The sequence below is a fragment of the Massilia sp. DD77 genome, from assembly GCF_036961685.1.
Lineage (GTDB): Bacteria > Pseudomonadota > Gammaproteobacteria > Burkholderiales > Burkholderiaceae_D > Telluria.
Genome location: NZ_JBAMDH010000041.1, coordinates 1 through 13536 on the forward strand (window position 1 = coordinate 1; position 13536 = coordinate 13536).

15 protein-coding genes are annotated in these 13536 nt (G+C 67.0%); 7 read left to right on the forward strand and 8 right to left on the reverse strand.

Going from position 1 to position 13536, the window contains the following annotated elements; genetic code table 11:
- The first annotated feature begins 99 nt into the window (after positions 1 to 99).
- Positions 100 to 531 carry a DUF2231 domain-containing protein gene (locus tag V7778_RS21300; protein ID WP_335558937.1) on the forward strand — a complete coding sequence of 144 codons (432 nt, stop codon included), beginning with the start codon at positions 100 to 102 and terminating at the stop codon, positions 529 to 531.
- Positions 528 to 1820 carry a PQQ-dependent sugar dehydrogenase gene (locus V7778_RS21305; protein WP_335558939.1) on the forward strand — a complete coding sequence of 431 codons (1293 nt, stop codon included), beginning with the start codon at positions 528 to 530 and terminating at the stop codon, positions 1818 to 1820. The genes V7778_RS21300 and V7778_RS21305 overlap by 4 nt, the downstream gene beginning before the upstream one ends.
- A 22-nt stretch (positions 1821 to 1842) precedes the next feature.
- Here the strand turns inward: V7778_RS21305 and V7778_RS21310 are convergent, their stop codons facing one another.
- The 4 genes from V7778_RS21310 to V7778_RS21325 are packed head-to-tail and all read right to left on the reverse strand — an operon-like array spanning position 1843 to position 6012.
- Positions 1843 to 2169, reverse strand: coding sequence for a hypothetical protein (locus V7778_RS21310; RefSeq protein ID WP_335558941.1), 327 nt, complete (start codon positions 2167 to 2169; stop codon positions 1843 to 1845).
- A gap of 2 nt (positions 2170 to 2171) precedes the next feature.
- A complete protein-coding gene (gene ctaD, locus V7778_RS21315; protein ID WP_335558943.1) occupies positions 2172 to 4688 on the reverse strand; it encodes a cytochrome c oxidase subunit I in 2517 nt (838 codons plus the stop codon).
- Positions 4685 to 5614, reverse strand: coding sequence for a cytochrome c oxidase subunit II (gene coxB, locus V7778_RS21320; RefSeq protein ID WP_335558944.1), 930 nt, complete (start codon positions 5612 to 5614; stop codon positions 4685 to 4687). Before coxB ends, ctaD begins: the two co-directional genes overlap by 4 nt.
- A complete protein-coding gene (locus V7778_RS21325) occupies positions 5611 to 6012 on the reverse strand; it encodes a c-type cytochrome (RefSeq protein WP_335558946.1) in 402 nt (133 codons plus the stop codon). The genes coxB and V7778_RS21325 overlap by 4 nt, the downstream gene beginning before the upstream one ends.
- A 79-nt stretch (positions 6013 to 6091) precedes the next feature.
- On the opposite strand from V7778_RS21325, the gene V7778_RS21330 reads away from it, so the two are divergent.
- From V7778_RS21330 to V7778_RS21340, 3 genes are read left to right on the forward strand one after another with little or no spacing between them, the layout of a single operon-like run.
- Positions 6092 to 6640: a c-type cytochrome gene (locus V7778_RS21330; RefSeq protein WP_335558949.1), complete on the forward strand. Its 549-nt coding sequence runs from the start codon at positions 6092 to 6094 to the stop codon at positions 6638 to 6640.
- Complete coding sequence (locus V7778_RS21335) at positions 6637 to 6999, forward strand: c-type cytochrome (protein ID WP_335558950.1); 363 nt, start codon at positions 6637 to 6639, stop codon at positions 6997 to 6999. Before V7778_RS21330 ends, V7778_RS21335 begins: the two co-directional genes overlap by 4 nt.
- Positions 7000 to 7050: 51 nt before the next feature.
- Positions 7051 to 7905 (forward strand): fumarylacetoacetate hydrolase family protein, encoded by an 855-nt coding sequence (locus V7778_RS21340; protein WP_335558952.1) that lies wholly within the window; start codon positions 7051 to 7053, stop codon positions 7903 to 7905.
- Positions 7906 to 8053: 148 nt separating this feature from the next.
- Here the strand turns inward: V7778_RS21340 and V7778_RS21345 are convergent, their stop codons facing one another.
- Positions 8054 to 8608 carry a carboxymuconolactone decarboxylase family protein gene (locus tag V7778_RS21345; RefSeq protein WP_335558954.1) on the reverse strand — a complete coding sequence of 185 codons (555 nt, stop codon included), beginning with the start codon at positions 8606 to 8608 and terminating at the stop codon, positions 8054 to 8056.
- 117 nt (positions 8609 to 8725) lie between these two features.
- On the opposite strand from V7778_RS21345, the gene V7778_RS21350 reads away from it, so the two are divergent.
- Entirely contained in the window at positions 8726 to 10051 is a 1326-nt protein-coding gene (locus V7778_RS21350; RefSeq protein ID WP_335558956.1) for an aspartate aminotransferase family protein, read from the forward strand.
- Positions 10052 to 10202: 151 nt separating this feature from the next.
- Here V7778_RS21350 and V7778_RS21355 read toward each other — a convergent pair whose 3' ends face one another.
- Genes V7778_RS21355 through yjgA form a run of 3 tightly spaced genes read right to left on the reverse strand, consistent with a single transcriptional unit; the run spans position 10203 to position 12070 of the window.
- Positions 10203 to 10871 carry an alpha/beta hydrolase gene (locus tag V7778_RS21355; RefSeq protein ID WP_335558957.1) on the reverse strand — a complete coding sequence of 223 codons (669 nt, stop codon included), beginning with the start codon at positions 10869 to 10871 and terminating at the stop codon, positions 10203 to 10205.
- 13 nt (positions 10872 to 10884) lie between these two features.
- Positions 10885 to 11499, reverse strand: a complete 615-nt coding sequence (gene mog / locus V7778_RS21360; protein WP_335558959.1) for a molybdopterin adenylyltransferase — start codon at positions 11497 to 11499, stop codon at positions 10885 to 10887.
- Positions 11480 to 12070 carry a ribosome biogenesis factor YjgA gene (gene yjgA, locus V7778_RS21365; RefSeq protein WP_335558961.1) on the reverse strand — a complete coding sequence of 197 codons (591 nt, stop codon included), beginning with the start codon at positions 12068 to 12070 and terminating at the stop codon, positions 11480 to 11482. The genes mog and yjgA overlap by 20 nt, the downstream gene beginning before the upstream one ends.
- Before the next feature lie 107 nt (positions 12071 to 12177).
- Here yjgA and pmbA point away from each other — a divergent pair, with 107 nt between their 5' ends.
- On the forward strand, positions 12178 to 13530 hold the full coding sequence (pmbA, locus tag V7778_RS21370; protein WP_335558963.1) for a metalloprotease PmbA: 1353 nt from the start codon (positions 12178 to 12180) through the stop codon (positions 13528 to 13530).
- The last annotated feature ends 6 nt before the right edge of the window (positions 13531 to 13536 follow it).

Consider the following 13536-nt stretch of genomic DNA (forward strand, 5'->3'; position numbering starts at 1 on the left):
TGAGCAACGCGTCATCCATCCCCGGCCTCAAGCATGCGCCGGCGCGCCGGTATCGCCGATATGATTTGAACAACATCCATCACTGTCGAGGAGTCGCCCATGTCTTCCGTTGCCACCGCCGGCCCAAGCTATCGAAGCGCGCCGGGGCCGCTGCACACGATCCTGCTCGCCGGAGCCGTCCCGCTGTTTCTCGGGGCATTGCTGAATGACATAGCCTACTTCAAGACCTACCAGATCCAATGGAGCAATTTCGCCTCCTGGCTGATTGCCGGCGGCCTGCTCTTTGGCGGACTCGCTCTTTTGTTCGCACTGGTGAATCTCGTCCGTGCGAAGCGGAAGGCGGGACGGCCGCTCGTGTATGTCCTGCTGCTGCTGGCAAGCTGGGTGCTTGGACTGGTCAATGCCTTCGTCCATGCGAAAGACGCATGGGCCGCGATGCCGGCCGGACTGGTGCTGTCGGTGATCGTGACCCTGCTGGCCTGCGCAGCCGCCTGGGCCGGCCTCGACCAGCGTTCGGGAGGTGTCCAATGAAGCGGTCGAACAGCTTGGCATTGATCGGCATGGCGCTGCTTGCAAGCGCATGCACCAAGGAGGGCGGCGGCACACAAGCATACGGAGCGGATCCGACCATGCCGGAGCCGCAGCGCGGCCTGCTGCCCAGCATGAAAATCGCCGAGCCGGCCGCCTGGGGCGACCAGCGGCCGACCGTGCCCAAGGGCTACACCATCACGCCGATCGCGACGGACCTGAAGATTCCACGGCAAACCCTGGTCCTGCCCAATGGCGACATCCTGGTGGCGGAAGGCCGCGGCGGAGGCGCGGCCAAGCTGAAGCCGAAGGACGTGATCGCCGGGTATATCAAGGCACAGGGCAACACCAAGGTCAAAAGCGGCAATCGCCTGAGCCTGCTGAGGGATGCCGACGGCGACGGGGTGTATGAGCTGAAGACCGTGTTTGCGGAAAACCTGAACGCTCCTTACGGCCTGGCCTTTGCCAACAACAAGCTGTACGTGGCGAACCAGGATGAGCTGGTCAGCTTCGACTACCAGGAAAACCAGACCAGGGCCGGCGGGCCGCCGACCAGCATCGCCAAGCTGCCTGCCGAGATCAACCATCACTGGACCAAGGCATTGACCGTCAGCCCCGACGGGCGCTTCCTGTATGTCGGCATCGGTTCGAACAGCAATATCACCGAGCGCGGCATGGAGGCGGAGGTCGACCGGGCCCTGGTGTGGCAGATCGATGCCCAGACCGGCGCCTACAAGCCTTATGCGACCGGCCTGCGCAATCCGACTGCGCTGGCGATGCACCCGCAAACCGGGCAATTGTGGGCGGTGGTGAATGAACGCGACGAGCTGGGACCGGACCTGGTGCCGGACTACCTGACCTCGGTGCGCGAAGGCGGTTTCTACGGCTGGCCTTACAGCTATTGGGGACAGAACGTCGACACCCGCGTCAAACCCCAGGACCCGAAAAAGGTTGCCGCCGCCATCAAGCCCGATTACAGCCTGGGCTCGCACGTCGCGGCGCTCGGACTGAGTTTCTCGCTGCCGGCCATGGGCGACGCCTACGCCAGCGGGGTGTTCGTCGGGGAACACGGCAGCTGGAACCGCGACAAGCCCGTGGGCTACAAGGTGATCTTCGTGCCCTTCGCTGACGGACGTCCGTCCGGCCAGCCGGTCGACTTCGTGACCGGCTTTCGCGATGCCGATGGAAAGACGCGCGGACGGCCGGTTGGCGTGACGGTCGATCCGCGTGGGGCGCTGATCGTCGCGGACGACCTGTCGAATACGGTGTGGCGGGTGGTCCGCACGCCTTGACTATAGCCGGGATGCCCTGCCGTCAGGCGCATCCCGCCACCAGCAGCAGCGGCATGCCGTTCCAGGCGATGCCGATCACGGCCAGCAGCGCGCTGGCAACGGCCGCATAGCCGGACAGTCCCAGGTCCGGCTCCCGCAGGCCCCCCCGCGCGCGCCACCCCAGCCATACGCAGGCGCCCAGCGCCAGCACGGTCGCCACCCCCAGCAGCACCCGGTCCGGACCGCCAGTGCGCATCCCGCCCGGCGTGCACTGGGCCGCCGCCAGGCCGTAGCACAGCGCGAAGTGCAAAGCCCAGATCATCAGGGGAGCGGTGGCGCGCGCGAGGCGCACGAAGAAGTGGTCGTGCATGCTCAGTCCATCAGCAAGGGCAGGCCGCGGATCACCGCGATGGCGGCGATGCCCTGCAGGGTGGTGTAGTGCCAGATCAGGACGATGTTGTCGAGGGTCGCCAGGCTGGTGTTGGTCAGGTGGCCGCGCCACACGCGCAGGCACAGGTAGGGCGCGAGGATGGCCAGCAGGACGATGTGCAGTCCCTGGTAGCCGAGCAGGGTGGCGATGGCGGCGCTCCAGGCGTCGACGGTGCCGTCCAGGCGCACCAGCTGCCAGCCCTGCCATTCGCACAGGAAGGACGCGACTGCGCAGCCCAGCGCCGCCAGGGTGGCCCAGGGCAGGAAACGCCGTTCGAAGCGGCCGCCCAGCCACAGCAGCGCGGAGCCGGCCGCCAGCAGGCCGGCGGACAGCATCGGCCATAGTGTCTCCGGCAGCGCGGCCCCCGGCGGCGGGCAGATCTCCAGCCGCATCGAGATGTGCACGTAGGTGAAGGCGAAGGAGGCGAAGATGCTGGCGTCGACGACCAGCATGATCATCGTGCCCCACCACGATTGCGAGGCCGTGCCGCGCGCATTCACCGGCAGTACCAGGTCGCGCGACACCCGGGCCTCAAGCGCCGGCGGCGGGCGGTCCGACTGCCACAGCCAGCCGATGGTGGCGCCGACCGCGACGATGCCGAAGGCCCAGGCCAGCCACACCAGCTTGACGGTCAGCAGCAGGAAGAAGCCCGCCGTGCCGAGCGCCGCCAGCACGGTCAGCCAGCTGTCGCCGGGCAGGATCATCAGGTAGCGCGGTTCGGCCGCGACCGGGCTGGTGGCGATGGTCTCGCGCCGGCCGGTGGCGGTGTAGGGCAGGTAGTGCCGGCCTTCCGCGACTTCCCTGGACAAGGTGGGCTGGTCCCACAGCGGATTGGCGGAGTTCACCCGGGCGATGCTGCGGTTGCCGTAGTCCTCGGAAGGCAGCCATTCGAGGGTGGCCGCGTCCCAGGGATTGCCGACTTCGCGTTCGGGACGGCGCAGGGTGCGCGCGACGTCGATGGCGAACAGCAGCACGCCCGCCGCGAACAGGAAGGCGCCGACCGTGGAGACCATGTTGAGCAGGTCCCAGCCCATCTCGGGCAGGTAGGTATAGACCCGGCGCGGCATGCCGTACAGGCCCGTGATATGCATCGGGAAGAAGGCGACATTGAAGCCGCCGAACATCAGCCCGAACACCCAGCGCGCCAGCCTTTCCGACATCCGGTTGCCGTTGATGAGGGGCAGCCAGTAATAGATGGCCGCGAACACGGGGAACACCATGCCGCCGATCAGCACGTAGTGCAGGTGGGCGACGATGAAATAGGTGTCGTGCACCTGCCAGTCGAAGGGAATCACGGCCACCATCACCCCGGTCAGGCCGCCCAGCACGAAGATGAACATGAAGCCGAGCAGGAACAGGGTGGGCGCGTGCATGCGCACATTGCCGCGCCACAGGGTGGCGATCCAGCCGAACACCTGGATCGCGGTCGGCACCGCCACCGCCATGCTGGCGGCCGAGACGAAGCTCATTTCCAGGATGCCGAGGCCGGCGGTGAACATGTGGTGGGCCCACAGCCCGAAGCTGAACACACCCACGCCCACCAGCGCGACGATGATGGCGCGCCGCCCCACCAGCGGCGAGCGCGCGATGGTCGGGATCATGGTCGAGACCATGCCGGCCGCGGGCAGGAAGATGATGTAGACCTCGGGGTGGCCGAAGAACCAGAACAGGTGCTGCCACAGCAGCGGGTCGCCGCCGCGTTCCGGGTTGAACAGCGGCCAGTCGAAGGCGCGCTCCAGCTCCAGCAGGGCGGTGCCGGCGATCACGGCGGGGAAGGCGAACACGATCATCACGCCCACCACCAGCATGGCCCAGGCGTAGACCGGCATGCGCGCGAGCGTCATGCCCGGCGCGCGCGTGAACAGGATGCCGACGATCAGCTCGATGGCGCCGGCGATGGCCGAGATCTCGATGAAGCCGATCCCCAGCAGCCAGAAGTCGGCGTTCAGGCCGGGCGAATACTTCATGCCGGTCAGCGGCGGATACATGAACCAGCCGCCGTCCGGCGCCAGGCCGACGAACAGGGTGCAAAAGAAGGCCAGGCCGCCGAAGGCATAGGCCCAGTAGGCATAGGCCGACAGGCGCGGGAAGGGCAGGTCGCGCGCGCCCAGCATGTTGGGCAGCAGGTAGACCGCGAGCGCCTCGACGATGGGAATCGCGAACAGGAACATCATCACGGTGCCGTGCATCGTGAACACCTGGTTGTAGGTCGAGGCGCTGAGCAGGGTGTTCTCCGGCACCGCCAGCTGGACCCGCATCAGGAGGGCCAGGATGCCGGCCAGGATGAAGAACAGCAGCGCCGTGCCGATGTAGAGCAGGCCGATGTTGGTGTTGTTGACCGACTTGAAGAAGCGCCAGCCGCTAGGCGTGCGCCAGACTTCCTCGAGCCGGGCGAGTTCGCCGCCGGGGCGGGGAAGGGTATTGGGCAGCGCATCCGGCGCGTGGGTGTCTGGCGTCATTTCAGGTGTTCGAGGTAGGCGGCCAGCGCGCGCAGCGATGCGCCGTCGAGGTCTTGCGAGGCCGGCATGAAGACGCCCGGCTTGATGGCCTGCGGGTCGGCGATCCAGCCGGCCAGCGCGCCGCGGTGGGTGCGCAGGGTGCCGGCGCCGATCTGCAGGCGGCTGCCCACGTGGGTCAGGTCGGGGCCGAGGCGCGCGCCGTCGGCCACGCCGCGGATGGTGTGGCAGGCCTGGCAGCGCTGCTCCAGGAAGGCGGCGCGGCCCTGGGCCAGCACCGCGGTGTCGGCCGGCTTCGCCGGCAAGGCCTGGCGCGCCAGCCAGTCGTCGAATTCCTCGGGGCTCGACGCCACCACGTGCAGCGCCATCCTGGCATGCTGGGCGCCGCAGTATTCGGCGCACTGGCCGCGGTAGACGCCGGGCTTCTCGGCGCGCAGGGTGAGGCCGGTGACGCGGCCGGGAATCATGTCGCGCTTGCCGGCCAGGCTGGGCACCCACAGGCTGTGGATCACGTCGGATGCGTTCAGGCCCAGGTAGACGGTGGTGCCGACCGGAATGTGGATCTCGTTGGCGGTGACGATCTCGCGCCCGCTGCGGGGATCGCGGTAGCGCACTTCCCACCACCACATCTTGGCGGTGACCGAGATCGTCAGGGCCTTGTGCGAGGACTGCGGCACCAGCTGGGCGCTGCGCCAGGTGCTCCAGGCCAGCAGGGCGGTGAGCAGCACCACCGGGAAAGCCACGCCGGCGCCCGCGATCCACAGCGCGGGGCGTACCGGGCGTTCCTGGCGCCGCATGCTGAGCAGGAGCAGGAGCATCACGGCCACGAAGATCAGCCCCCCGGCGCCGAACAGCACCCAGGCGAACTGGCTGATCACGGCGGCATCAAGGCCGGCCGGATGGAGGACGGATTGCAGGGGGGCGCTCATCGCAGGGTGTACAGAAAGGCGGCCATGTGGCGCGCTTCCTCTTCCGACACGCCCATCGATGGCATGGCGGTGTCGGGCTTGAGCGCGGGCGGATCCTGCAGCCAGCGCACCATGTTGGCGGGCTGGTTCGGGATGCGTCCGGCGATGTAGCCGAGGCGTCCCACGTATGCAAGCGAAGGGCCGGCGTCGCCGCCCGCACCCGGTATGTCGGGAATGGCATGGCAGGCGCCGCACTGGTACTGGCGGACGAGCTGCAGGCCGCGATCGGCGTCGCCGCCGCTCACCTTCACGACCGGTTCTTCCTTGGCGCAGCCGGCGGCAAGGCCGGCCAGCACGATGGCGCAGCCTGCCCGGAGGGGCAGGGTGGCGACAGCGTGACGGAGAGAGGGGTAGCGCACGTATCGTTTCTCGCTATTTACCTATGGCTTTTATAATACTAAAAAATGATGCAATTTTTTCAATAGAACGGACATCTGCATGCTATCGAATCGCGCGCGACTCGTCGTCAAGACCGTACTGTTCACCGCGCTGGCGGCGGCGGCGGCGGGCGGCGCGCTGGGGGCGATGGTCTTGTTCGGCGGCTGGTACAACATCGGTGCGACCAAGCAGCATTTCCCCATGGTGTACACGGTGCTGGAGCAGGGCATGCGCTACTCCGTCCAGCACCATGCGCAGGGCGTGAAGGTGCCCGCCCTGGGCGCCCCGCAGCAGCTGCGGCTTGGCGCCGCCCTCTACCGCGACAACTGCGCCCAGTGCCACGGCGGTCCGGGCGTGGCCCAGGCGCGCATCGGCATGAGCATGCAGCCGGTGCCGGGGCCCCTGTCCGACGCCACCGCGCGCTGGGAGGCGCGCGAGCTGTACTGGATCACGCGCAATGGCATCAAGATGAGCGGCATGCCGGCCTGGGAAGTACACCTGGACGAGGGGGAACTGTGGGCGGTGGTGGGCTTCGTGTCGGCCATGCCAGGCATGTCGGCGCGCGACTACCGGCGCCTGACCGCATTGCAGGAGGAGGAAACACCATGACGCCGATGCGCTGCGCGCTCCTCATGGCGCTTGTTCTGATGGCGGGCTGCAAGGGCAAGGACAGCCCCGCGCCGGGCGTGCAGGGCGACCCTGGGCGCGGCAAGATGGTGCTGACCCAGTATGCCTGCCATGCCTGCCACGTCATCCCGGGCATCGCCGGCTCGGAGGTATATGTCGGCCGTCCGCTCGACGACCTGGCCAAGCGCAAGTACATCGCCGGCCAGCTGCCCGTCACCCAGGCCAACCTGGTGCGCTGGATCCGCGACCCGCAGTCGGTCGACCCCGAGACCGCCATGCCCGCCATGGGCGTGACCGAGCGCGACGCCCTCGACATCAGCGCCTATCTGCTCAGCCAATAGCGAGCTTTGGTATCATCGCCCCCTTGCATTCACCACAAGGAAGAACACAGCATGAGATTGGTGCGCTATGGCCGCCCGGGCAAAGAGAAACCGGGCCTGTTCGACGAAGAGGGCCGCCTGCGCGACCTGTCCGGGATCATCGATGACATCGACGCCGCCGTCCTCTCGGACAAGGCGCTGCGCAAGCTGGCCAAGGTCGACTGGAAGACCCTGCCGCTGGTGCGCGGCAACCCGCGCCTGGGCGTGCCGGTAAAGGGCATCGGCAAGTTCATCGGCATCGGCATGAACTACGCCGACCACGCGGCGGAAACCGGTTCGCCGGTGCCGAAGGAGCCGGTGTTCTTCACCAAGGCGATCAGCAGCCTGTCCGGTCCGGACGACCCGATCCAGCTCCCGAAGGGCTCGAAGAAGACCGACTGGGAAGTCGAGCTGGGCGTGGTGATCGGCACCCGCGCGCAGTACGTGTCGGAAGACGAGGCGCTCAAGCACGTGGCCGGCTACTGCGTCGTGAACGACGTGTCCGAGCGCGCCTTCCAGTTCGAGATGGGCTCGCAGTGGGACAAGGGCAAGGGCTGCGATACCTTCGGCCCGGTCGGGCCTTTCCTGGTGACGCGCGACGAGGTGTTCGACGTGCAAGACCTGGATTTGTACCTGGAATTGAACGGCAAGCGCATGCAGAGCGGGAATACCGCGAACATGATCTTCTCGGTGGCGCAGATCGTCAGCTATGTGTCGCGCTTCATGACCCTGGAGCCGGGGGACGTGATCACGACCGGGACGCCGCCGGGGGTGGGCATGGGCAGGGCGCCACAGCGCTTCCTCAAGAAGGGCGACAAGCTGCGCCTGGGGATTGCGGGGCTGGGGGAGCAGCAGCAGGAGGTTGTGGCGTTTCCGAAGGCGAAATAAGCGGTTCGGCTGTTCGACGAACTTGGGTCCCCGCCTTCGCGGGGATGACGTTTTTTTAGGGGGCTGACCAAACACAGTGTCGGCTTCGGCCACGCCCCCTGAAACGTCATCCCCGCGCAGGCGGGGACCCAAGTTCTACCGCACACCACTACTCCGGCAGCACCCACTCCTCCCCTTCCGGCACCGCCGTCCGCGCCGTATTCATCACCATGGCCAGGAAGGTGTAATACCCGCAAATCCCCATCAGGTCGACCACCCCCTGTTCCCCGAACAGCGCCAGTGCATCCTCGTACACCCGGTCCGGTACCGATTTGTTCTCGTGCAGCTCGACGCAAAAATCGTGCACCACCGCCTCGTCCACCAGCATGCCCTCGGGCCGGCGCCGCTGCGCGATCGCGTTGACCACGTCCGGCGGGATTCCCACCTTCCCGGCGATCGGCGCGTGGATCGCCCATTCCACCTGCTGGTCCCACTGCCTGGCCGTGACCAGGATCGCCAGTTCCGATAGACGAATGCCCACCGCGCTGCGGTAGCGCAGGTATTCGCCCATGCGCTGGGCCAGTCCCATCAGCTCGGGACTGCGCAGCAGGGGCACGAAAGGGCCGTACACGGCGCCGCGCGGGCCGTCGATGATCGCTTGCGCGGCGGCGCGCTGGGCGGCGCTCATGTCTTGGAGGGGGATGGGTCCCAGGCGGCCGCTCATGGGTGATGCCGGTAGCGGTTTATTTGCATGACGTGCGGAAAATATCAAAGAAAGCGGACGCGGGCGCGCTTATCGTCAATCGTCGATCAATCGTCGTACTCTCCCGGAGGATTCGTCATGAGCCACATCATGCACCGCAACTTGCGCCAGGTGCCGCCCGTCGCGGTAGGCGCGGACGGCATCACGATCCGCGCCAGCGACGGCAAGACCTACATCGACGCCAGCGGCGGCGCCGCCGTCTCTTCGCTGGGCCACGGCCACCCCGATGTCATCGCCGCCATGCACCGCCAGATCGAGCGCTGCGCCTATGCCCACACGGGCTTCTTCACCACCGAGGCGGCCGAGGAGCTGGCCGAGCGCCTGGTAGCCGGCGCGCCCGAGGACCTCACGGGCGTGTACCTGGTGTCGGGCGGCTCGGAAGCGATGGAGACGGCGTTCAAGCTGGCGCGCCAGTACTGGGTCGAGATGAACGAGCCGAAGCGCCGCCTGTTCCTGGCGCGGCGCCAGAGCTACCACGGCAACACCCTGGGCGCGCTGGCGGTGGGCGGCAACGAGTGGCGCCGCAAGGACTTCGCGCCGCTGCTGATGGACGTGGTGCGGGTCGCGCCCTGCTACGAATACCGCGACCGCCTGGCGCGCCAGAGCGTGGACGACTACACCGCCAACCTGCTCGACGAACTCGAAACCACCATCCTCAAGACCGGCCCGGAAAACATCATCGCCTTCTGCGCCGAGCCCGTGGTGGGCGCCACCGGCGGGGCGATTCCGCCGACGCCGGGCTACTTCAAGGGCGTGCGCGAGATCTGCGACCGCTACCGCATCCTGTTCGTCGCCGACGAGGTGATGTGCGGCATGGGGCGCACCGGCACCATGTACGCGATCGAGCAGGACGGCGTGGCGCCCGACATCGTCGCCGTGGCCAAGGGCCTGGCGGCCGGCTACCAGCCGATCGGCGCGGTGCTGGCGCACCACGCGATCGTGGACTGCCTGCGCACGGGCAGCGGGGCCTTCCAGCACGGGCACACCTACATCGGCCATCCGGTGGCGGCGGCGGCCGCGCTCGCGGTGCAGCAGGTGATCGAACGAGACGATCTGTTGGCGCGCGTGCGCAGCCGCGGCGCGACCCTGCGGCGCATGCTGGGCGACGTGTTCGGGGTGCACGAGCATGTGGGCGACATCCGCGGACGCGGGCTGCTGCTGGCGCTGGAGTTCGTGCAGGACCGGTCGACGAAAGAACCGTTCGCGCCGGAGCGCAGGTTGCATGCGGTGCTCAAGCAAAAGGCGATGGAGCGGGGGCTGATGGTGTATCCGATGGGCGGGACCATCGATGGGCAGCGCGGCGATCACGTGCTGCTGGCGCCGCCCTTCATTGCGACGGCGGCGGATCTGTCGGAGATCGTGTCGCGGCTGGAGGAGGCGGTTGAAGCTACTTTCAAACAGTGACGCTGGTGGTGTGCTGAGAAAATTGGGTCCCCGCCTGCGCGGGGATGACGGAGCTTAGGGTAGCGACAGGCTTTGCAGCACCATCGCCCCAAAGACCGTCATCCCCGCGAAGGCGGGGACCCAAGTTTGCGTGCAGACCCGTAATCCGAGCTCAGGAAATCACCTTCCGAATCCACCCCGAAATATCCTGCACCTCCTCCATGCACAGCGAATGCTGCATCTGGTACTCATGCCACTCCACCTGGTAGCCCAGCGCCTGCAGCGCGTCGCGCGACTGCTCGGCGCGCTGGAAGGGCACCACCGGGTCCTGGCGTCCATGCGCCATGAACACCGGGGTCTGCAGGCTGGCTTCGTTGCGCTCGGCGCCGGCCACGGAAGCCAGCGGCAGGTAGCCCGACAGGCACAGCATGCCCGCCAGTTTCTCAGGATGGCGCAGGCCGGTCTGCAGGGTCATCGCGCAACCCTGCGAGAAGCCGGCCAGGATGATGCGCGAGGCCGGGATGCCGCGCGCCTTCTCGCGGGCGATCAGGGCCTCGACCTCGCGCTGCGAGGCGCGCAGGCCGGTTTCGTCTTCGCGGCGGGTCAGGTCGGTGACGACGATGTCGTACCAGGCGCGCATCACGTAGCCGCCGTTGATCGTCACCGGCATGGTCCTGGCGTGCGGGAACACGAAGCGGATGCCGGGCAGGCCGGCCAGGTCCAGCTCGCGCACGATGGGGACGAAATCGTTGCCGTCGGCGCCCAGGCCGTGCAGCCAGATGATCGCCACTTCCGGATTCGGGGCGGTTTCGATCTCGATGTTTTCCAACAGCTGGGTCATGCGATAGTCCTTGTTAGTTCGCGGGCGGGCGCAGGGCCGACTTGGGCCGGAAGGTCTTGCTCACGCCCGGGTCGGTTTCCATGTAGGGGCCGCCGATCAGGTCGATGCAATAGGGGACCGCGGCGAAGATGCCGCCGACGATCACCTTGCCCTGCTCGTCCTTCAGGCCTTCCAGGGTTTCCTTGATCGACTTCGGCTGGCCCGGCAGATTCATGATCAGGGCCGCGTGGTCCGCGGTTTCGCGGATGACGGCGGTCTGGCGCGACAGGATGGCGGTCGGCACGAATTGCAGGCTGATCTGGCGCATCTGCTCGCCGAAGCCCGGCATTTCCTTGGTGGCCACGGCCAGCGTCGCCTCGGGCGTGACGTCGCGCCGCGCCGGGCCGGTGCCGCCGGTGGTCAGCACCAGGTGGCAGCGCGCGCCGTCGACCAGCTCCACCAGGGTCGCTTCGATGCCGGCGCGTTCGTCGGGAATCAAACGGGTCTCGATCCGGTAGGGCGTGGTGATGGCCTGCGCCAGCCACTCCTGCAGGGCCGGGATGCCCTTGTCCTCGTAGACCCCGCCGCTGGCGCGGTCCGAGACCGAAACCAGGCCGATCACCAGCTGATCACTCGTCGGCGTCGTCATCCGGGGCTTCCTCGGCGTCGGCTTGCTTGCCCTTCTTGGCCAGGTCCTTCAGGATCTGGAAGATCTCGCGGTAGGCCTTGGGCGGCTTGTTCTCGGCCTGCTCCTTGCGCGCATTGCGGATCAGGGTGCGCAGGTGCTGGGCGTCGAGTTCGGGATGCTCTTCGAGCAGCACGGTCAGCGCCTTGTCGTCGCCAAGCAGCTTCTCGCGGCGGCGCTCCAGGGCGTGCAGGGCGGCCGTCTCGGCTTTCGAGGCGCCTTTCCAGCTGTCGATGGTGCGCTTGATGACGTCGACTTCTTCCTCGCTCAGGGTGCGCATCATCTTGCCCACGTATTGCAGCTGGCGGCGCCGGCCTTCGTGGTTGGTGATGGTCTGGCACATGAGGATGGCGTCCTTGACCTCGTCGGGCATGGGGACGCGCTTGACACGGTCACGCGGCTCGTCAATGAGCTGTTCGCCCAGTTTCTGCAACTCGTTCGACTGGCGCTTGAGTTCAGACTTGGACGGGCGTTCGTACTCTTGATCAAACTCGTTGGATTGGAAGCCGACTGAGCCGCGGTTTGGATTAGGCATAATTTGAGGAAAATTCCGGATTGATCCGATTGGCGCTGGGCCGATCAGTGAAAACAGTAAACGGCTGCTATGATAACTGTTTTAGGGCTCGCCACGAAAAACACGACATGAACGATTCCTTTTTCACCCACTCCCAGGATCAGCTGAAACAGCTCGCACGCGACGTGCTGGCCATTGCCCGTGAACAGGGCGCGACCGATGCGTCGGTCGAGATCAGCGAGGGCAGTGGGCTATCGGTTTCCGTTCGTAAAGGAAATATCGAGACGATCGAGCAGAACAAGGACAAGGGCCTGGGCGTCACCGTGTACTACGGCCAGCGCCGCGGCAATGCCAACACCTCGGACTTCTCGCCCAGCTCGCTCAAGGCGACCGTCGAAGCGGCCTGGAACATCGCCCGCTTCACCGCCGAGGACGACTGCGCCGGGCTGCCCGACGCCGAGCTGCTCGAAATGAATCCGCGCGACCTGCGCCTGTGCTACCCCTGGGAGATCTCGACCGAGGAAGCCGTCGAGCTCGCCAAGCGCTGCGAAAGCGCCGCCTTCGAAGTCGACCGCCGCATCACCAACAGCGAAGGCGCCAGCGTCTACGTCCAGCAGTCGCATTTCGTCGGCGCCAACTCGCGCGGCTTCATCGGCGGCTACCCGTTCTCGCGCCACACCCTGTCGGTGGCCCCGATCGCGGGCAAAGGTAACCAAATGCAGCGCGACGACTGGTACACCTCGTCGCGCAACCCCAAGGAACTGGCCGAGCCCGAAGCCGTCGGCCGCTACGCCGCCGAACGCGCCCTGGCGCGCCTGAATGCGCGCAAGCTCGACACCCGCACCTGCCCGGTGCTGTTCGAGGCGCCGCTGGCCGCCGGCCTGCTCGGCTCCTTCGTCCAGGCGGTGTCCGGCGGCTCGCTCTACCGCAAGTCGAGCTTCCTGCTCGACACCCTGGGCAAATCGATCTTCCCGAACCACATCCAGATCGTCGAGGACCCGCACCTGATCGGCGCGGTTGGCTCGGCCCCCTTCGACGAGGAAGGCGTCAAGACCGTGCGCCGCAAGGTGGTCAAGGATGGCGTGCTGCAGGGCTATTTCCTGTCCTCGTATTCGGCCCGCAAGCTGGGCATGCAAACCACCGGCAACGCCGGCGGCTCGCACAACCTGGAACTGGTCTCGACCCACACCAAGCGCGCCGACGACTTCGCCGGCATGCTGCGCAAGATGGGCACCGGCCTCCTGGTAACCGAACTGATGGGCCAGGGCGTGAACTACGTCACCGGCGACTATTCGCGCGGCGCGTCCGGCTACTGGGTCGAGAACGGCGTCATCCAGTACCCGGTCGAAGAGATCACCATCGCCGGCAACATGCGCGAAATGTTCCAGCAGATCGTCGCGATCGGCAGCGATGTGCTGACGCGCGGCAACAAGTCCACCGGCTCGATCCTGATCGAGAAGATGGTCGTGGCCGGCAGCTGAGCGGAG